We start from the raw sequence: 19,685 nt of genomic DNA on the forward strand, positions 1-19,685 counted from the left end.
TCGCGTCCCCACTCCATTCGGGACCTACGTCATAAAGAGGCGATCTCGCGAAGCGCCAAGTCCCCTCGCCCCGCGAGCGGGGAGAGGGTTAGTCCTCGGGTTAAACCCGAGGAGAGGGGCAGAGCCACAGTAACTGAAGGCCAAGCATGATCGACAAGCTGGAAATGTTCCTCGTCCTTGCACGCGAACGGCACTTTGGCCGGGCGGCGGAGGAATGCGGCGTGACGCAGCCGACGCTGTCGGCGGCCATTCGTCAGCTCGAGGATCAGCTCGGCGTCATGCTCGTCAGCCGCGGATCGCGCTTTCAGGGCCTGACGCCCGAGGGGCAGCGCGTGCTCGAATGGGCGCGCCGCATCGTCGGCGATGCCCGCACCATGCGCGAGGAGATGCGGGCGGCACGCAAGGGTCTTTCCGGGCATATCCGACTGGCAGCGGTACCGACGACGCTTGCCATGGTGCCGATGATCACCGCGCCGTTCCAGGAAAAGCACCCTGATGTTACCTTTTCCGTGCTATCGACGACATCGGTGCAGATCCTGGCACTGCTCGAAAATCTCGAGATCGATGCGGGGCTCACCTATCTGGAGAACGAGCCGCTCGGCCGGGTGACCAGCGTTCCGCTCCAGGTCGAGCGCTATCACCTCGTCACCGCCGCCGGAACGCCGCTTTCGGAGCGGGAAAGCGTGACGTGGAAAGAGGTTAGCGACGTTCGGCTTTGTCTATTGACGGCCGATATGCAGAACCGCCGCATCATCAACCAGCATTTCTCCGAAGCCGGTGTCGTCGCCAAGCCGACGCTCGAATCGAATTCGATGATCGTGCTTTTCTCGCATGTGCGCACCGGTCGCTGGGCCAGCATCATGCCGTTCAACGTCGCGAAATCATTCGGTTTTCACGAAGATATCCGGATGATCCCGATCGTCGATCCGGACGCCCGTCACACCGTCGGTCTGGTTGCGACGCATCGTGAGCCGTTTACGCCGCTGGTCTCGGCTCTCCTGCACGAAGCGCGCATTCTCGGCGAGCGAAATCAAGTTCAATAGATTTTTTCTATCGATCGACGGAACAGCCTTATTGACCCTCAAGGCCATAAGCGCGAAGCTTTTTTATCATGGCCGGAGACCGCCGAGGAACGGCCTCCGTCAGGAAGTAAAGTCGGCTGGACCGGTCGCCCGTTTCGGGCTTTGCCCGTCCAGTCCACGAGCCGGGAGGGCTCCCGTTGAATATCCATCAGCCGCGCACCGATATCGCGGAAACCACGCTCGCTATCGTCGAGGAGCTCAAAGGGCTCGAAGGGCCGTTGCTGCCGATCCTGCACGAGCTCCAGCAGGAATTCGGCTACGTGCCACTGGACTGTCTTCCCGTGATTGCGCGCGAGCTCAACCTGTCGCGCGCCGAAGTCTATGGTGTCATGAGCTTCTACCATGACTTCCGCGAGCACCCCGCCGGGCGCCACGTGCTGAAGCTCTGTCGCGCCGAAGCCTGTCAGTCGATGGGCGGCGATCAGCTTGCCGAACGCGCGAAGCGGCTGCTCGGCATCGATTTCCATCAGACGACGCCGGATGGAGCGGTGACGCTGGAGCCGGTCTACTGTCTCGGGCTCTGTTCCTGCGCACCCTCCGCGATGCTCGACGGAGAGGTGCATGCTAGGCTCGATGCCACCGACCTCGAAGCACTGGTTCAGGAGGCGCGGCGATGACGGTGAAGATCTACATCCCGCGCGATGCGGCAGCGATCGCGCTCGGCGCCGAGAAGGTCGTAAAGGCGATGACCGAGGCGGTCGCAGCCCGCGGCCTTGACGCCGTGATCGTTCGCAACGGTTCGCGTGGCATGCATTGGCTGGAACCCCTGGTCGAGGTGGAAACCGCTGGCGGCCGCGTGGCGTATGGCCCGGTCAAGGCACGTGACATTCCCTCTCTGCTCGATGCAGGCCTGCTCGAGGGCGGCGATCATGCACTCTGTCTCGGCAAGACCGAGGAGATCCCCTTCCTCAAGCAGCAGACGCGTCTGACCTTTGCGCGCTGCGGCATCATCGATCCGCTGTCGCTCGACGATTACCAGGCCCATGGCGGGCTCGCAGGCCTGCGCAACGCCATTGCCATGGCGCCGCAGGACATCGTCGCGCAGGTGACCGAAAGCGGCCTTCGCGGCCGTGGCGGCGCGGGCTTTCCGACCGGCATCAAATGGAAGACCGTTCTCGATGCGGCGGGCGCGCGCAAATACATCGTCTGCAACGCCGACGAAGGTGACAGCGGCACCTTTGCCGACCGGATGATCATGGAAGGCGATCCCTTCGTCTTGATCGAGGGCATGGCGATCGCCGGCATCGCGACCGGCGCCACCAAGGGCTTCATCTATACCCGCTCCGAATACCCGCATGCGATCGCGGCGATGGCCGAAGCGATCGAGATCGCCCGCAAGGCCGGCGTGCTCGGCACCTCGGTGCTCGGCTCCGGCAGGGCTTTCGATATGGAAGTGCGCGAGGGTGCCGGCGCCTATGTCTGCGGCGAGGAAACGGCGCTTCTGAACAGCCTCGAAGGCAAGCGCGGCATCGTGCGCGCCAAGCCGCCGCTTCCGGCCCATAAGGGCCTGTTCGACTGTCCGACCGTGATCAACAACGTGATATCGCTTGCCTCCGTCCCGATCATCATGGACAAGGGCGCTGCCTATTACCGCGACTTCGGCATGGGCCGCTCGCGCGGCACGATCCCGATCCAGATCGCCGGCAACGTCAAGCATGCCGGCCTGTTCGAGACCGCCTTCGGCCTGGCGCTCGGCGAAATCATCGATCACATCGGCGGCGGGACTGCGAGCGGCCGGCCGGTCAAGGCCGTGCAGGTCGGCGGCCCGCTCGGCGCCTATTTTCCCCGTGCGCTGTTCGATACGCCGTTCGACTATGAGGCGTTTGCGGCGCGCGACGGCCTCATCGGCCACGCCGGCATCGTCGTTTTCGACGATACGGTCGATATGCTCAACCAGGCCCGTTTCGCGATGGAGTTCTGTGCGGTTGAAAGCTGCGGCAAGTGCACGCCTTGCCGCATCGGTTCGACCCGCGGTGTCGAGGTCGCCGACAAGATCGCCGCCGGCATCGAGCCGGAAAAGAACCGCGAGCTGCTCGCCGATCTCTGCAACACGATGAAGTTCGGTTCGCTCTGCGCGCTGGGCGGCTTTACGCCCTATCCCGTCATGAGCGCGATGACCCATTTCCCGGATGATTTTCAGCCGGCACCGCGCGTTGAAGCGGCGGAGTGAGGAGGAAGACCATGTCTCTCATTCATGAAATCGACTACGGCACTCCTGCTTCCAAGTCCGAAAAGCTGGTGACGCTCACGATCGACGGCCGCGAGGTCACGGTGCCCGAGGGTACCTCGATCATGCGGGCGGCGATGGATGCGGGCATCGAGGTGCCGAAGCTCTGCGCGTCGGACATGATGGATGCCTTCGGCTCCTGCCGGCTCTGTCTCGTCGAGATCAAGGGGCGCAACGGCATGCCGGCGTCCTGCACGACGCCGGTTGCGGCTGGCATCGAGGTCTCCACCCAGACGCCGCGGCTGAAGGATGTGCGGCGCGGGGTGATGGAGCTCTACATCTCCGATCACCCGCTCGACTGTCTGACCTGTGCGGCCAACGGCGATTGCGAGCTGCAGGACATGGCCGGTGCCGTGGGTCTTCGCGACGTGCGTTACGGCTATGAGGGCGAGAACCACGTCACGGCGCGCAACAATGGCGAGATCAACGCCAAGTGGATGCCGAAGGACGAGTCCAATCCTTATTTCACCTATGATCCGGCCAAATGCATCGTCTGTTCGCGCTGCGTGCGCGCCTGCGAAGAAGTGCAGGGCACCTTCGCGCTGACAATCGGCGGCCGTGGCTTCGACAGCCGCGTTTCGGCCGGCATGGCGGAAGACTTCCTGTCGTCGGAATGCGTCTCCTGCGGCGCCTGTGTGCAGGCCTGTCCGACGGCGACGCTGACCGAAAAGTCGGTGATCGAGATTGGCCAGCCGGAGCATTCCGAGGTGACGACCTGCGCCTATTGCGGCGTCGGCTGCTCGTTCAAGGCGGAAATGCGCGGCGAAGAGCTGGTCCGCATGGTGCCGTGGAAGGACGGCCAGGCGAATCGCGGCCATTCCTGCGTCAAGGGCCGCTTCGCCTATGGCTATTCCAACCACAAGGATCGCATCCTAAACCCGATGATCCGCGAGAAGATCTCCGATCCCTGGCGCGAGGTTACCTGGGAGGAGGCCTACGCGCATGTGGCTTCAGAGTTCCGGCGGATCCAGTATCAGTATGGCCGCGATTCCGTTGGCGGCATCACCTCGTCGCGCTGCACCAATGAAGAGACCTATCTGGTGCAGAAGCTGGTGCGCGCCGGCTTCGGCAACAACAACGTCGATACCTGCGCTCGCGTCTGCCACTCGCCGACAGGCTACGGCCTCGGCCAGGCTTTCGGCACCTCTGCCGGTACGCAGAACTTCGATTCGGTCGAGTTCACCGACGTCGCCGTCATCATCGGCGCCAATCCGACCGACGGCCATCCGGTCTTCGGCTCGCGGCTGAAGAAGCGGTTGCGCGAAGGCGCCAAGCTGATCGTCATCGATCCGCGCCGCACCGACATCGTGCGCTCACCGCATGTGGAGGCGGCCTATCACCTGCCGCTGCAGCCCGGCACCAATGTCGCGATCCTGACTTCGATCGCCCATGTGATCGTCACCGAAGGCCTCGCCAACGAGAAGTTCATCCGCGAGCGCTGCGACTGGTCGGAATACGAGGATTGGGCCGCCTTCGTCGCCGAGCCCTACCATAGCCCCGAGGCGACCGAGGCCTATACCGGCGTACCGGCCGACCTGGTGCGTGGTGCCGCAAGGCTCTACGCCACCGGCGGCAACGGCGCGATCTATTATGGTCTCGGTGTTACCGAACACAGCCAGGGCTCGACAACCGTCATGGCGATCGCCAACCTTGCCATGGTCACCGGCAATATCGGCCGGCCGGGCGTCGGCGTGAACCCGCTGCGCGGCCAGAACAACGTGCAGGGCTCCTGCGACATGGGCTCGTTCCCGCACGAACTGCCGGGCTACCGACATATCTCCGACGATGCGACCCGCGAGACCTTCGAGAAGCTCTGGGGCGTCGAGATCTCCAACGAACCGGGCCTGCGTATCCCCAACATGCTCGATGCGGCCGTCGACGGCACCTTCAAGGCCCTCTACATCCAGGGCGAGGACATCCTGCAGTCCGACCCGGACACCAAGCACGTGGCCGCCGGTCTCGCGGCGATGGAATGCGTCGTCGTGCACGACCTGTTTCTCAACGAGACCGCCAACTACGCGCATGTCTTCCTGCCGGGATCGACCTTCCTCGAAAAGGACGGCACCTTCACCAACGCCGAGCGCCGCATCAACCGCGTGCGCAAGGTGATGACGCCGAAGAACGGCTATGCCGACTGGGAGGTCACGCAGAAGCTCGCCCAGGCCATGGGCCTCAACTGGAACTACCGCCACCCCTCGCAGATCATGGACGAGATCGCCGCGACGACGCCGAGCTTCGCGCTCGTCTCCTACGACTATCTCGAAAAGATGGGCTCTGTGCAGTGGCCCTGCAACGAGGCGCATCCCGAGGGTTCGCCGATCATGCATGTCGACGGCTTCGTGCGCGGCAAGGGCAAGTTCATCCGCACCGAATATGTTGCGACCGACGAACGCACCGGCCCGCGCTTCCCGCTGCTTTTGACCACCGGCCGTATCCTCAGCCAGTACAATGTCGGCGCCCAGACGCGGCGCACCGACAACGTCGTCTGGCATGCGGAAGACCGGCTGGAGATCCATCCGCACGACGCCGAACAGCGCGGCATCCGTGACGGCGACTGGATCCGGCTGGCAAGCCGCGCCGGCGAGACGACGCTGCGCTCGCTGATCACCGATCGTGTGGCGCCCGGCGTCGTCTACACCACCTTCCACCATCCATCGACACAGGCGAACGTCATCACGACCGACTTCTCCGACTGGGCGACCAACTGCCCGGAATACAAGGTGACGGCAGTGCAGGTGATGCCGTCGAACGGTCCTTCGGACTGGCAGGTGGACTATGACGAGCAGGCCCGCCAGTCGCGCCGGATTTCCGGCAAGCTGGAGGCGGCGGAGTGATGGCCCGCACTGCGATCGATCATGGCGACATTTAAGACATCCAAGACCGTTCCCGAGGCCGCCCGCCGCAACGGCGCGCTTCGGGATGGTGCGCGCGCTGTGCCGGAGGAGACGCCGGTCGCGTTCAGCTATGGCGGCTCGACCCATGCGGTGATGATGGCGACACCCGGCGATCTAGAGGATTTCGCCGTCGGCTTCAGCCTGACCGAGGGCATTATCACCGATCCCGGCCAGATCGAAACGGTGGAGATCGTCTCGGAGACGGTCGCCGGCAATCTCGGCATCGACCTGCAGATCGTGCTTCAGGACGAAGAGAACGACATGTTGCGCCGGCGCCGACGGCACATGGCAGGGCCGGTCGGCTGCGGCCTTTGCGGCATCGAATCGATCGAACAGGCGGTACGGCCGACGCCGGACGTTTCCGGCTCCAAGCTGACTCTTTCTGAAGAGGACGTGGTCTCGGCCGTGGCGCTGCTCAACGGCCAGCAGCCGCTGCATTTCGAAACGCGCGCCGTGCACGGCGCCGCCTTCTACGTGCCGGGTCGCGGCCTGATCGCGGTGCGCGAGGATGTCGGCCGCCACAATGCGCTCGACAAGTTGATCGGTGCTTCGGCACGCGCCGGTTTTAAGGGCAGCGAGGGCGCCGTCGTCGTCACCAGCCGAGTCTCCGTCGAGATGGTGCAGAAGACGGCGGTTGTCGGCAGCCCCGTCATTATCGCCATTTCGGCGCCTACGGCCCTTGCCATCCGTACGGCGGAGGCTGCGGGCATGACGCTGATCGCCCTTGTGCGCGGCGACGAATTCGAGATCTTCACCCATGCCGAACGCATCAAGTCCGGAGCTGCCGTCGATGTCGCATGACAACACCAACGCCAAGCTGATCTACATGGCGAACCAGATCGCCACCTTCTTCAAGAGCCAGCCGTCGAGCGAGGCGGCGCAGGGCGTTGCCACCCATATCAACAGGTACTGGGAGCCGCGCATGCGGCGCAAGTTGTTCGAGCATATCGACAATGGCGGCGAGGGCCTGACGCCGCTGGTGCTGGAGGCGGCAGCGAAGATCAAACGTCCGGAAGCAGCGTAACCGGCCTTCATCACCCGCCGCAACTTCTTCGCATCTCGCGGACGGCGCGTTTCCCTAAGCAAGCATCTCTCTCAAAAAATTAAAGGGAAGGCGGCTACCGGTCGCCGCCTTCCCCATTCCCGAGCGCGGGGTGCAGGGATGTGCGCTCAGAAATTCTGCCAGCCATCCGCGGCCGGTGCCGCAGCGAGGCTCGTCCGTTGGCCGCCGCGTAAGGCGCGGGCGGTGGCGTGCAGGCGTGACGGCTGCGCGCGATCTTCGATACGGCGGTTTGCGTCGACGACCTGGACCTGCTCGCCGTAGCGGAACTGGCGGAGCAGTTCGTGCAGCGCTTCGGCCTCGCGGGCCATGGCGTGGCTGGCCGCCGTGCTTTCCTCGACCATCGCGGCGTTCTGCTGGGTCGCCTGGTCCATTGAGTTGACCGCCTGGTTGATCTCCTTGAGGCCGGTCGATTGTTCGCGGGCGGCTTCGACGATCGCCGAGACGTTGGCGTTGATCTCCTGGACCTGGACGAGGATTTCTTCGAGCGCTGCCCCCGTCTGGCCGACCAGCGACACGCCGTTCTTGACGTGTTCGGTGGAGGTGCCGATCAGCGCCTTGATGTCCTTGGCGGCACTGGCCGAGCGTTGCGCCAGTTCGCGCACCTCCTGGGCGACAACCGCGAAGCCCTTACCGGCTTCACCAGCCCGCGCCGCTTCGACGCCGGCGTTCAGCGCCAAGAGGTTCGTCTGGAAGGCGATGTCGTCGATCACGCCGATGATGTTGGAGATTTCGCGGGACGACTGTTCGATCTGGTCCATGGCGCCGATCGCGCTCTTGACCACATTGCCGGAGCGTTCGGCACCCGCCTTGGTCTTGGCGACCAGGCCTCCCGCCTCCTCGGCGCGGCGGCTGGAGTCCGAGACGGTCGTGGTAATCTCGTCGAGCGCCGCGGCGGTCTCTTCCACGGACGCGGCCTGCTGTTCGGTGCGCTTCGACAGGTCGTCGGCGGCGGCCCGGATTTCGCGGGCGCCGGAGGCGATCGCGCTGGCATTGTCGCCGACGGTTCGCATCGCCCCGCGCAGCTTGGCGGTCGCATCGTTGAAGTCGGTGCGCACCGCTTCCATGCTCGGCACGAAGGGCGTGTCGAGGTTGCGCGTCAGATCGCCTTCGGCGAGCGCCCGCAGGCCGGCTCCGAGGCTGTTGATGGCACTCATGCGCTCGCTGACATCGGTCGCGAACTTGACGACCTTGTAGACCTTGCCGCTGAAGTCGCGGATCGGGTTATAGGCTGCCTGGATCCAGATTTCCTTGCCACCCTTGCCGTAGCGCACGAACTCGTTGGAGAAGAACTCGCCGGCGGCGAGCCGCTTCCAGAAGTCGGCATATTCGGCGGTGCGGGCATAGTTCGGCTCGCAGAACATGCTGTGGTGCTTGCCCTGGATTTCCTGGAGGCTGTAGCCGAGCGCGGCGCAGAAGTTTTCGTTGGCGGTCAGGATCTCGCCCGATGGCGTGAACTCGATCACGGCCTGGGAGCGGGAGATCGCATCCAGCTTGCCGGCATCTTCCGTGGCCCTTGCCTTGGCGGCGGTGATGTCGCTGGCGAACTTGACCACCTTGTAGGGCTTGCCGCCCCGAAGCACCGGGTTGTAGGTCGCCTGGATCCAGATTTCGCGGCCGCCCTTGGCGACGCGCTTGTAGGCGTTGGCGTCGAATTCGCCGCGGCCGAGCCGGGCCCAGAAGTCGCGGTATTCCTGCGTCTGTGCGTAGTCGGCGGAGCAGAACATGCGGTGGTGCTGGCCGACGATTTCGCTGAGGCTGTAACCAAGGGCCTGGCAGAAATTCTCATTGGCAGTCAAGATCTTGCCGGTCAGGTCGAACTGGATGATGGCCTGCGACTTCGAGAGCGCGGCGATGATCTGGTTCGCGTCTGCAATTTTTCCGAGAGCGAACATTGTAACCCTCTTCTCGTTTGTTGGCTCAAGCCGGGGGCTTCGTGCCTTCTTTGACAGGGCTTGCGGGGCCGAAGCGGCGCAACGCCCGGACTAAGACAAATGCCGGCCTGCCGAAAAATGTCTGGTCGTCCCGCGCCGGCCCGCCGGGTCAGCGATTTCGTGCTTCGTGAGGGGAGTTCGAACTGTCGGGCTTCATGCCCAAGGCGCCGTGTCTATGCAATCTAGGTTAGTGATAGGACTATTAAGCAGGTGTTAAAATAGCAACTATCAAATTTCAGTTGTAAGAACTCATAGATCCCAATTTTAGTTGAATTAGTTTCTCCTGTTTTTCTAAAGTATTGCCCTCTGGTTGAGCAAATAACCAACAAAAAGCCGCCCGACGAGACGTCGGACGGCCTTGAATGTCGCTTGACCTGTTGCTTTAGGCGGCCAGTTCCTCGACCTCGCGTTCCTTGAACATGCGGGCGAGGTTCAGGAAGCAGATCATGCCGGTTTCGTTGGCAATGATGCCTTCGGCGAAGCTCTTGTCGAAGGAGGCCGTGACTTCCGGCACCGGCTGCACCTGGCTGCCCTGGACCGTGAGGATGTCCGACACGCGGTCGACGACGAGGCCGATCACCATGTTGTGCACTTCGGCGACGACGATGGCGCTGCGCTCGTTGGCGGTGGTCGATTTCATGCCGAGCTTGTGGGCGAGGTCGATGATCGGGATCACCGTGCCGCGCAGGTTCATGACGCCGATCACTTCCGGCGGCGAATGCGGGATGGGCGTCGAGGGCGCCCAGCCGCGGATTTCACGGATCGTCGTCGTCTTGACGCAGAATTCCTGATCGTGGAGGCGGAACGCAATGATTTCCAGCGTCTCGCCGTCGAACCCGGCCGTCCTGAGTGTGCTTGTCATCGAAGGTCCTTCCAGCTTTCCGGTCGACGCCTCTGGGCGCGACATCGCCAAACTCCAGATCTCTCCGCATGGCTCACGGCGCGTGAGGCGCGGCCAATGATCCGTAAAGGAGAGATCCTTCCAGTCCGCCGATCACATCCGGCAGGGCGCAGCTGCATCATGCGCGGAGGAACCGCTTTGCGCTTTGGGAAAGGACTATAGGCCGGGATTCGTTAAGACTTGCTTTTGCAAGAGCTTAAAGACATTGCGCCCCGGTTGAAGCCGGGGCGCGATTGAAGGCGTCGGAACCACGACGATCAGGCGGAAGCGAGAACCTTGGCGAACTGCTCGACCGCCCAATCCACCTGCTCGGCAGTGATGACGAGCGGCGGCGCGATGCGGATGGTGTCGCCGTGGGTGTCCTTGGCAAGGATGCCGAGCCCTTTCAGCGCTTCGCAATACTTGCGGGCGCCGCCGGCTTCCGGCACCAGCTCCACGGCCAGCATCAGGCCGCGACCGCGCACTTCCTTGATGATGTTGGAACGGATGTCGGTGAGGCCCTTCTGGAAGCGTTCACCCATCTTTGCCGAGTTCTCGATCATGCCTTCCTCGGTCAGCGCCTTCAGCGCCGCGCGGGCAATGGCGCAGGCGAGCGGATTGCCGCCGAAGGTCGACCCATGCTGGCCGGGCTTCAGGACACCGAGCACTTCGGAATTCGAAAGCACGGCCGAGACCGGGTAGAAACCGCCTGATAGAGCCTTGCCGATCAGCGTCACGTCGGCTTCAATCGCCTCATGCTCTTCGGCAAGCAGCTTGCCGGTGCGGCCGAGACCGGTCTGGATCTCGTCGAGGATCAGCGTGATGCCGTGCTTGGTGCAGAGCTCGCGCACCGTCGTGAAGTAGCCGACCGGCGGTACGATGACGCCGGCTTCGCCCTGGATCGGCTCGACGAGGAAGGCAACGGTGTTTTCGTTGATCGCCGCGCGGAAGGCGTCGATGTCACCGAAGGGCACGACGCGGAAGCCGGGCGCGAACGGGCCGAAGCCGGTGCGGGCGTCCGGGTCGGTGGAGAAGCCGACGATGCCCATGGTGCGGCCGTGGAAGTTGTTGGAGCAGACGATGATCTCGGCCTTGTTCTCGGCAACGCCCTTGACCTCGTAGCCCCACTTGCGCACCGCCTTGACGGCGGTCTCGACGGCTTCCGCGCCGGAGTTCATCGGCAGCACCTTGTGCGAGCCGGTGAGCGCTGCGATCTCTTCGTAGAAATGCGCCAGCTGGTCGTTGCGGAAGGCGCGGGAGGTCAGCGTCAGCTTCTGCGCCTGCTCCATCATCGCCTGCAGGATCTTCGGGTGGCAATGGCCCTGGTTCACGGCGGAGTAGGCCGAGAGACAATCGAGGTAGCGATTGCCCTCCATGTCCCAGACATAGACGCCTTCGCCGCGCGAGAGCACCACGTCGAGCGGCTTGTAGTTATGGGCGCCGAGCCGGTATTCGGTTTCGATCAGGGCTGCCGTCGTGTTCATATATCGTCCTCCGTTTGTCTTTTTTTCTCAGGCGCTGCGGGTCGGCCGGTCGAGAACGCGGCGGCCGAAGAGGCTTGCCGTCAGTTCGACCAGGACGCGCGCGCTCTTGCCGCGGTCGTCGAGGAAGGGGTTGAGCTCGACGACGTCGAGCGAGGAAACAAGCCCGCTTTCCCAGAGCATTTCCATGATGAGGTGCGCTTCGCGGAAGGTGGCGCCGCCGGGAACGGTGGTGCCGACGCCGGGCGCAAGGTCCGGATCCATGAAGTCGACGTCGAGGCTGACATGCAGCAGGCCGTTGGCGGCGCGAACCTCTTCGAGGATCTGGCGCATGATATGGGCCATTCCGAGTTCGTCGACGGCGCGCATGTCATAAACGCGGACACCATGCTCGGCGATCTCTTCACGCTCGCGGTCGTCGACCGAGCGGATGCCGACCTGGAAGACCTTGGTCGGGTCGACGAGCGGCCGGTCGGACGGCAGGATCGGGGCGAACTCCGCCTGGCCGCAGAAGAAGGCGACCGGCATGCCGTGCATGTTGCCGGAGGGCGAGGTCGACGGCGAGTTGAAGTCGGCATGGGCGTCGAGCCAGAGCACGAAGAGCGGTCGGCCGACGTCGGCGGCGTAGCGCGCCATGCCGGAGACGCTGCCCATGGAAAGCGCGTGGTCGCCACCCAGGATGATCGGGAAGTGGCCCTTGCGCACGGTGTCGTGCACGGAATCGTGCAGCGCACGGGCGAAGGCTGCGACGATCTGCAGGTTGTTGGCGCCCGGATGGTTAGCAAGGTCGCGGGCCGGCAGCGGCTTGACGTCGCCTTCGTCGTGAACGGTATGGCCGAGGTCGCGCAGCACGGTGTCGATGCCGGCGATACGCAGGGCCGTCGGGCCCATGGCCGCGCCGCGCCGTCCAGAACCTTCCTCGATGGGTGCGCCGATCAGCGTGATGGTCGTCATGTCCGCCCGATTCCTTCTCAAGATAATTCTCATCTGATCCCGTTCGGGATGTGTGGATTATGGCGAAAATGGGCGTCAGCAAAAAGATGGAAAACTGCCGATTAGTGAGCTAAATTCGACAGATTGATAAGTCCCATTTTACAAAGTGACAGGCAATGGATGATCTCGACCAGGCGCTCATCAGCGCGCTGCGCCAGAATGCGCGCATTCCCGTTTCGACGCTATCGGAAATGACGGGCGTGTCGCGGGCGACGGTCGCTGCCCGCATCGACAGGCTGGTCGCGAACGGCACGATCGCCGCCTTTACCATCCGCACCGGTGCGGAAATCCCGGCTTCGGGGGTTCGTGCCGTGGTCATGATCGAGGTGCACGGCAAGATGGCCGACCGTGTCGCCGAGCAGTTGCGCGGCCTGCCGCAGGTGCGCGCGCTGCACAGCACCAATGGCCGCTGGGACTTTATCGCCGAGCTTCAGGACCGCGATCTCGTCTCCTTCGACGAGACGCTGCGACGCATCCGCCTGATCGACGGCATCACCGTCACGGAGACGAATATTCTGTTGAAAACCAGCAAGATGACCGGCGCCTTCTGAACGTTTCGGGCGGCCCGAACCGGTGAGGAAAATGCCTCTCGGAGTCGAATTGTTCTTGATTTGTTCTCGTGTTCCGCTATGATGGCCGCCTCACCCAAGATGGAGGATGTCATGGTTGCCAATGGCGGCAGGCTTGCCGATCGGCAGATCTGTGTGAAGCTGTTCGTCAGGCATGGCGACGAGGATCGTGCCATCGCCTTCTATCGCGAAGCGCTCGGTGCCGAACTGCTGCAGCGGCATGAATGGCCGAGCGGCATTCTGACGAGTGCGGACTTGAGGATCGGGGAATCGGTGTTTCGGATTGCCGGGGCCAACCCGCGCCGCGATGCCGAGCCCAAGCTTGGCGGGCCGCGCTCGCCGCATGCGCTCGGCACGACGGCGGTGATCCTGGAACTGCATGTGCACGACGTCGATCGCGTCATCGGCCGGGCGATCGGCGCCGGAGCAAGCCTTCGCAATGCGGCCGAAACCCTGTCGACGGGCGACCGCGTCGGCGCCTTCATCGATCCCTTCGGCCATATCTGGGCGTTGTTCAACGCCATGGAAGATGCCGATATCGTCGACCTGAGCATCGAGGCCCGCAACGCCGCCTGAGGCGTTGCGGGCCTTTCGCCGTCTGGACGTATGCTTTGATGGCTACGCGATCAGAAGAACTCGTCGAGCAGGCAGTAGAAGTCGCGTTTCTCGGGATCGTCCTTGTCGATACCGTAGCGGGTCAGAAACGGCTGAACCCATTCCTCGCCGAGATTGTAGGCGACGCTGCGGCAGGCGAGTGCGATGTCCTGATAGGGGGCGGCGACGCCCAACCGGCTGCAATCGATGAAGCCGGAAAACCGGCCGTTCTTCTCGATGATGTTCGGCAGGCAGGCGTCGCCATGGGTGACGACGAGCTTGCCGGCTTGGGGCATGCGCGCCTGCAGTTCGGCAAAGAGATCCGCCGCCGTGCGGCCGAGCCGCGTTTCGTCGAAGTCGCTCTCGTCGATCACGCCGGCCTGGGTGCGTGCTTTCGCGATGGCGACGCGCTTTTCGATCCGATGATCGAAGGGGCAGTTGGCGATATCCAGCGCATGCAGTCGCTTCAGGGCGTCGGCAAGGATGACGATCTGGTCCTTGGGCGACAGTGTCGTGGAGGCGAGGTCTGTCCCTTCCACCGCCTGCAGCAGCAGCCAGTTGGTTTGCGCGCCGAAGGCGCGGGCGATCACTCGCGGGCAGGGCACGTCCTTTGATGCCAGCCAATCAAGCCGCGCCGCCTCGTCGACGAACTCGTTGAACGGGCCGGCTTCCTCGAGCTTCAGAACCAGCATGGGACGATCGGGCGCCTTGAGGAGAAAGATGCTCGAGTCGGATTGCCCGAGCAGATCACGGTTCCACTGATAGCCGGCGACGAAGGGGTGGAATTGGGCGGGCAGTTCGGGATGGGGAAAAGAAGAGGGCAAGGCAATCACCTGAAAAAGGAATGAAACAAATGGGGCGTGCGGTCGCGCGCCGACACCGATGTAGGTTCGGCAAAGTGGCAATTCCACGGAGCGATCCCGGAAGTTTTCGACAGCGCCTGATCGCAAATCGCCTTTCACGGTGCGTCTTCGCCAAATCTCCATCAAAGCTTCGCAAAGCCCGCTTGGGCTGACCGCAAAGTCATCTTTTTTGAACGTGTTTCGAAGAGGTGCTCATGGGCGTGAACCACGATGAACTGCTGTCGGCTGCCGAATGCGCCGACCGCCTTGGCCTAACCATCCGCGCTCTCAAGGTCTATGAGGATCGCGGCCTGATCGCGCCGCGGCGGACGGAAAAGAAGTGGCGGCTTTATGGTGCGGTCGAAATCGCGCGGCTGACCGAAATCCTGGCGCTGCGGCGGCTTGGCCTCAGCCTCACCCGGATTACTGAAATGCTTGCCGGTACCGCGCCGGCCCTTCGGCAAACGCTTGCCGTCCAGCAATCGGCATTCTTGGACCTGCGCGACCGTGTCGAACACGGCCTGTCCTTGATCGATGCGGCGCTCGAGAAGATCGAGCGCGGCGATGCCCTCTCTATCGATGAACTCGTCGCGCTTGCCCGAAAAACCGAGATGACCGGCCTGTCGCCTGACGCCGTCGCATGGAACCGCTACGAGCAGACGCGCCCGCGCCGCGAGGCCTCCTTCGTTCCAGAGAACGGCTGGGCCTGAAACAGGGTCGTGCAGGAATGCGCGCGGTTCTGCGCTGATGACATGCGGCAGAGCTCAAGCTTGAAATGCCGTTGTTGCATTTGAAGGATTGCGGCGGACATCGCCGTCGAGGCGGTCTTCGTGAAGAGAGATGAGCCCGCGGATCGCGACCGATCCGCGGGCTTTCTCATGCTCACTGCTGAGCAGGGCAGGCGTATTTTCGCCGGGCGCCGCTCAATATTCCTTTTCGAAGAAGACACCGCCCGAGGCCGAGCCGTCGCCGGCGGCCGAGCCCTTGAGCTTTACGCCCTTGCCGACATCGAGATTGATGACCGCCTTGCTGGAGGCGGAATCGGAGCCCTGCTGCAGCTCGATATAGGTGCGGTCGTTGAGATACTTGCCGGCGCGCACGGACGCGCCGCCATTCTCGTCGGTGGTGACGTCGAGATCGTCGACGCCGAGCTTGTTGCGCAGGCCGTCGAGCAGCGAGGTCGAACCGCCACCGGCAAGCTGGCTGACGGCGGAGGCGAGCTGCGCGATCTGGAAGGCCGAGAGGTTCGACAGCGACCGGTTGAAGATCAGCTGCGCCAGGATTTCGTCCTGCGGCAGGGCCGGGGAGGACGAGAAGGCGATCTGCGGATTGTTGGCGAGGCCCGCAACCGAGACGGTGATGGTGGTCGCGCCGACGCTGGACGTGGCCTTCAGATCGAGCGTCGGGATCAGGTCGCCGCCAAAGCCGATATTGCCGTCGGTGAAGGTCAGGCGCTTGCCGAGGATTTCAAGCCGTCCGCGGCGCATCTCGAAGCCACCGGAAATGACCGGCTGCACCGCGGTGCCGCGGATCGTCAGGTCGCCGCCGAGTTCCGCGTCGATGCCGCGGCCGCGCACGAAGATCTGGTGCGCATTGACGCCGAGATCGAAGGCGATGACGCCGCTGGCATTGGCGCCGGCGGCCGGCACTTCGTCCTTGCGCAGGTCCTTGACCATCTTCTGCACCTTGGGCGGCGCATTCTTGTGCTTGATGTCGATCGCCGACAGCGAGGTCGGCAGCTTCTCGGGAATGGTGATCGAGGCTTTGCGGATCGTCACCTTGCCGCCGAGCGTCGGGGTCGCGACCAGGGGGCCGGTCAGCGTCATCTCGCCGGCGACATTGGCGTTGAACAGCGTGCCGTCGACGTAGGTCGCGTTGTTCAGCTTGATCGTCAGGTTGGCCGGGAAGCCGGAGCCCGGCACGGTGCCGACGGTGCCGCTGGCTTCGACCGAGCCGCCGGTCGCGAGATTGGCCGAGAGCCTGGAGATCGTTGCCTGCTTGCCGTCGAGCGCGACGTTGGCGGTCAGGTCGTTGAGCGCCAGGTTGCGGCGCACGTCGACGAGGCGCCCGCCTGACGTGGCGATCGTGCCGGCGATCTGCGGCGCTTTGGCGGAACCGGAGATCGCCACATCGACATTCGCCTGGCCTGTCAGCGTGAAGCCCTTCTCCGCCATCAGGTTGGCGATGAGCGCGAAGGGGACGTTGCCGTTGAACTTCATCGCGATCGGCATGTTGCCGCCGATATCGACATTGCCGCCGCCCTTGAAGGAAAGGCCGCCGGCGCCCGAAAGCGTCGTATCGAGCGTCACCTTGTTGTTGGCGAACTTGCCGTCCGCCGTCACGTCAAAAGCCGCAACGCCGGCCGTGCGGGCTGCTGCGAGCGAGGCGCCCGACCATTTGAGATCGTAGGCGACGACCGGTGCAGACGCGGCACCCTCGACATCGACGGTGCCGGCGATCGTGCCCTCGGCGCCGAGATCCGGCGCAAAGGCGTTGACCAGTGCTGCGGGCAGCGCGTTGAGCTTCGCCGTGATGTCTAGCTTTTCGCCAGCGGTGCCGTTGACGGCGATCGTGCCTTTCGACGCCTGGATCGTCAGCGCATTGAGACGGACGGTGCCGTTTTCGATCGCGATCACCGTCGGCTGCGCCAGTTTCAGGGCAATGCCTTTCGGCGTTGCGCCAAAGGATGCGAGGCGGATTTCCGTGCGGCCTTTGGCGCTGGCAAGGTCGCCCTTCACCGTCAGCGGTCCGCCGTCATATTTGCCGTCGACGGAAAAGCCGGTGCGGCCGGCCTGTTGCTCGAAATTGACGGCAAGTCCGGAAACACGGTTTTCGCCCTGCGCCAGGGTTTCGGCGCGGATGCTGCCCTTGATCGCAAGGGCCGCAAGGTCGGCGATGGTGATGTCGGCGGTCGGCTTGGAAATCGTCAGCTGATCGCGTTTGATGCCGCTGCCGCCGGCCTTGACGACGACGGAGGTGATGCCGTTTGCGGTCTTGATGGCAGCGGAACCGTTGAGGTCGCCGGATGCCTTCTGCCCGGCCATGGCGGCAAGCAGGCCGAGATCGGGCAGGTCAAAGCTGACCGTGCCGTCCGGCTTGAAATCGGGGGTGAAGCTGATCGCCCCGGTCAGCTTGTTCTCGCCGATCCGGGCTTCGAGCACCGGGATTGCGGTCTGGCCATCCTTCGAGACGACGTCGGCCTTGACGTCGATCGCCTGGCCGTCGAGCGCACCGGTTGCCGTCAGGCTTGCCTGCGGGCTCGATGGGTTGGCCTTGGCGTCGGCCTTGACGTTGAGGTCGCTGAGCGTGCGCCCGGCCAGTGTCGCGCCGCTCGAGGTCAGCTCGGCCTTGATGCCGAGTTCGGCGAGCGGGCCGGTCACGGCGGCGGTGAATTCGGCCTTGCCCTTGGCATCGGCAAGCACCTTGCCGAGATCGGGCAGGGTGCCCTTGAGATCGGCCGTCAGGTTGCTCTGCGCGAGTGCAACGGTGCCGGCCGCCTCGATCGTACCCGACTTGAGCTCGATACCCTCCACGGTGACGCTGCTGTCGCTTGCCGTCTTCACCTCGCCCGAGAGTGCGATCGTGCCGTCGAACTTCGCTGCGGCTGCCGGCGGTAGCGCGCCCGGAACGGCAAAGAGCTTGAAGGCGGCAGAAACCGTATTCTCGTCGCGATAGAAGGCGCCGGTGAGCGATCCGCCAACGCCGGGGCTCTCGATGGTTACCGGATTGAAGGCGATGCTTTCCTTCGTCACGGACAGGTTGGCGTCGATCTTCATCGGCACTTGCACCAGGCGGGCGAGGTTTGCATCGTTGAAGCCGGCTTCGCCCACTTCGATCGCCGCCCTCACCAGACCGGATTGCGCCTGGACATTGAAGCCGTCGCTGCGCGCGGAAAATTTGACTGCGCCGAGCGCCACGTCGGGCAACGCCACGGAGGTGACGTCTGCGGCGAGATCGAGGGTCGCGGCTTGCGCGTCGCCGATCAGCGAGAAGTCGACGGCATTGATCTTGGCTTGTGCCTCACCCTTCTGCAGCGGCCAGCGGAAGTCGACCGGGCCGTTGGTGCCGGCAAGCCTGGCCTTGAGGTTGTTCGCGCCCTTGCTGTCGTAGGTTCCGAAAGCGGCAAAGGAGAGCGCGCCGGTCGTCACATGAGCCTTGTCGACCTGAACCAGCCCCTGGTCGTTGAACGCGGCGGCGATATCGATCCTGGTCTCGCCCTCGAACATCGGGCGCAACGCCGGCGGCATCAGCGAGCCGAAACCGCCACCGCCGTCGACCGTCAGCCGGTGCATTCCGTCAGGCGTCTGGACGTGGCGACCGTCGAGCTTGAGAATTTCGCTGCCGTCGAGCGCTGCGGTAGCGCTGCCGCTCCAGTCGGAAAGCGGGCCTTCACCGGTCAGCTTGATGTTGACCGAAGGCTCGTTCGGCAGGCGAAGCAGCTTTGCCAGCACGCCGTTGTTCGGTTCGTCCACGGTCGCTTCGAGCTTCAGCTCGTTGCCCGCCGGATTGAAGACGATGTCGGCGACCGCGCGTGCTTCCGGCCGGTCGCGCTGGGCGGCCGCAAGCTGAAGGGCGATACTTTCGTTGGTCGCGTTCACCTCGCCGCTGGCGGTCAGGAACTGGTCCTCGCCAGCGATCGCCTTGCCGATGATGATCTCCTTGAGATCGATCGCGTCGATCTTGACGTCGACGGGAAGCGCAAAGGTCGAGCGGACTTCCTTGGTCTCGGTGGAGGGGATCGGCAGGCGCTCGACGCGGATCGAGCCGGCCGAGAGCGCTGCGGCTTCGAAGCGGAAGGAGAGGAGGGCAGCGGGCGACCAGTCGAGATTGACGTCGCGCACTTCGGCATAGATGCCCTCGCCATCGAACAGCGTGATGCTTCCGGCCGTGAACTTGCCGGTCAAAAGGGCGCTCGGATCGGCGATCCGCACGATCTGGTCGGGGGTTGCCGCATATTTCTCGATTGCCCAGGCGACGAGCCGGGCGCCGGGTGTGGTGAAGCCCACGAAGGCGACGAGAAGGAGGGCAACGACCGCAAGCACGCCAAGCACACGAAGGCCATAGCGCAGCGTCGCGCGAAGGAAACGGACGACCTGATTCATGATCTACCCATAACGCAAGTTGCGCGG

The 19,685-nt window shown here is 63.9% G+C and carries 15 protein-coding genes; 9 read left to right on the forward strand and 6 right to left on the reverse strand.

Annotated elements, in window-relative coordinates; translation table 11 throughout:
- The first annotated feature begins 146 nt into the window (after positions 1-146).
- The 6 genes from M2267_RS22420 to M2267_RS22445 all read left to right on the forward strand — a co-directional run bounded on the left by M2267_RS22420 (position 147) and on the right by M2267_RS22445 (position 7,227).
- Positions 147-1,043, forward strand: coding sequence for a LysR family transcriptional regulator (locus M2267_RS22420; protein ID WP_429117222.1), 897 nt, complete (start codon positions 147-149; stop codon positions 1,041-1,043).
- A 176-nt stretch (positions 1,044-1,219) separates the two neighbouring features.
- Complete coding sequence (locus M2267_RS22425; RefSeq protein ID WP_429117224.1) at positions 1,220-1,699, forward strand: formate dehydrogenase subunit gamma; 480 nt, start codon at positions 1,220-1,222, stop codon at positions 1,697-1,699.
- Complete coding sequence (locus M2267_RS22430) at positions 1,696-3,252, forward strand: formate dehydrogenase beta subunit (protein ID WP_429117226.1); 1,557 nt, start codon at positions 1,696-1,698, stop codon at positions 3,250-3,252. The genes M2267_RS22425 and M2267_RS22430 overlap by 4 nt, the downstream gene beginning before the upstream one ends.
- 11 nt (positions 3,253-3,263) lie before the next feature.
- On the forward strand, positions 3,264-6,143 hold the full coding sequence (gene fdhF, locus M2267_RS22435) for a formate dehydrogenase subunit alpha (protein ID WP_429117229.1): 2,880 nt from the start codon (positions 3,264-3,266) through the stop codon (positions 6,141-6,143).
- 21 nt (positions 6,144-6,164) lie between these two features.
- A complete protein-coding gene (gene fdhD / locus M2267_RS22440; RefSeq protein ID WP_043614756.1) occupies positions 6,165-7,004 on the forward strand; it encodes a formate dehydrogenase accessory sulfurtransferase FdhD in 840 nt (279 codons plus the stop codon).
- Positions 6,994-7,227: a formate dehydrogenase subunit delta gene (locus M2267_RS22445; RefSeq protein ID WP_043614759.1), complete on the forward strand. Its 234-nt coding sequence runs from the start codon at positions 6,994-6,996 to the stop codon at positions 7,225-7,227. Before fdhD ends, M2267_RS22445 begins: the two co-directional genes overlap by 11 nt.
- A 146-nt stretch (positions 7,228-7,373) precedes the next feature.
- Here the strand turns inward: M2267_RS22445 and M2267_RS22450 are convergent, their stop codons facing one another.
- The 4 genes from M2267_RS22450 to rocF all read right to left on the reverse strand — a co-directional run bounded on the left by M2267_RS22450 (position 7,374) and on the right by rocF (position 12,512).
- Positions 7,374-9,158, reverse strand: a complete 1,785-nt coding sequence (locus tag M2267_RS22450) for a methyl-accepting chemotaxis protein (RefSeq protein WP_043614762.1) — start codon at positions 9,156-9,158, stop codon at positions 7,374-7,376.
- Between the two features lie 421 nt (positions 9,159-9,579).
- Positions 9,580-10,059, reverse strand: coding sequence for a chemotaxis protein CheW (locus M2267_RS22455; RefSeq protein ID WP_034803080.1), 480 nt, complete (start codon positions 10,057-10,059; stop codon positions 9,580-9,582).
- Positions 10,060-10,355: 296 nt separating this feature from the next.
- Positions 10,356-11,561, reverse strand: a complete 1,206-nt coding sequence (gene rocD, locus M2267_RS22460) for an ornithine--oxo-acid transaminase (protein ID WP_043614764.1) — start codon at positions 11,559-11,561, stop codon at positions 10,356-10,358.
- A gap of 27 nt (positions 11,562-11,588) precedes the next feature.
- Positions 11,589-12,512, reverse strand: a complete 924-nt coding sequence (gene rocF, locus M2267_RS22465) for an arginase (RefSeq protein WP_043614767.1) — start codon at positions 12,510-12,512, stop codon at positions 11,589-11,591.
- A 155-nt stretch (positions 12,513-12,667) separates the two neighbouring features.
- Here rocF and M2267_RS22470 point away from each other — a divergent pair, with 155 nt between their 5' ends.
- Both M2267_RS22470 and M2267_RS22475 read left to right on the forward strand, forming a co-directional pair.
- Positions 12,668-13,102, forward strand: coding sequence for an Lrp/AsnC family transcriptional regulator (locus M2267_RS22470; protein WP_043614769.1), 435 nt, complete (start codon positions 12,668-12,670; stop codon positions 13,100-13,102).
- A 111-nt stretch (positions 13,103-13,213) separates the two neighbouring features.
- Entirely contained in the window at positions 13,214-13,696 is a 483-nt protein-coding gene (locus M2267_RS22475; RefSeq protein WP_429117234.1) for a VOC family protein, read from the forward strand.
- A gap of 50 nt (positions 13,697-13,746) precedes the next feature.
- On the opposite strand, the gene M2267_RS22480 is transcribed toward M2267_RS22475, so the two are convergent.
- Positions 13,747-14,538, reverse strand: a complete 792-nt coding sequence (locus tag M2267_RS22480; protein ID WP_429117237.1) for an APH(3') family aminoglycoside O-phosphotransferase — start codon at positions 14,536-14,538, stop codon at positions 13,747-13,749.
- A 233-nt stretch (positions 14,539-14,771) separates the two neighbouring features.
- Between M2267_RS22480 and M2267_RS22485 the strand changes: the two genes are divergently transcribed.
- The gene (locus M2267_RS22485; RefSeq protein ID WP_429117239.1) at positions 14,772-15,266 is read left to right on the forward strand and encodes a MerR family transcriptional regulator; all 495 of its coding nucleotides are present in this window, start codon (positions 14,772-14,774) and stop codon (positions 15,264-15,266) included.
- Between the two features lie 213 nt (positions 15,267-15,479).
- On the opposite strand, the gene M2267_RS22490 is transcribed toward M2267_RS22485, so the two are convergent.
- Positions 15,480-19,658, reverse strand: a complete 4,179-nt coding sequence (locus tag M2267_RS22490) for a translocation/assembly module TamB domain-containing protein (protein WP_429117240.1) — start codon at positions 19,656-19,658, stop codon at positions 15,480-15,482.
- Positions 19,659-19,685 lie beyond the last annotated feature (27 nt).

It is taken from the genome of Ensifer sp. KUDG1 (assembly GCF_050434285.1).
Taxonomy (GTDB): domain Bacteria; phylum Pseudomonadota; class Alphaproteobacteria; order Rhizobiales; family Rhizobiaceae; genus Ensifer.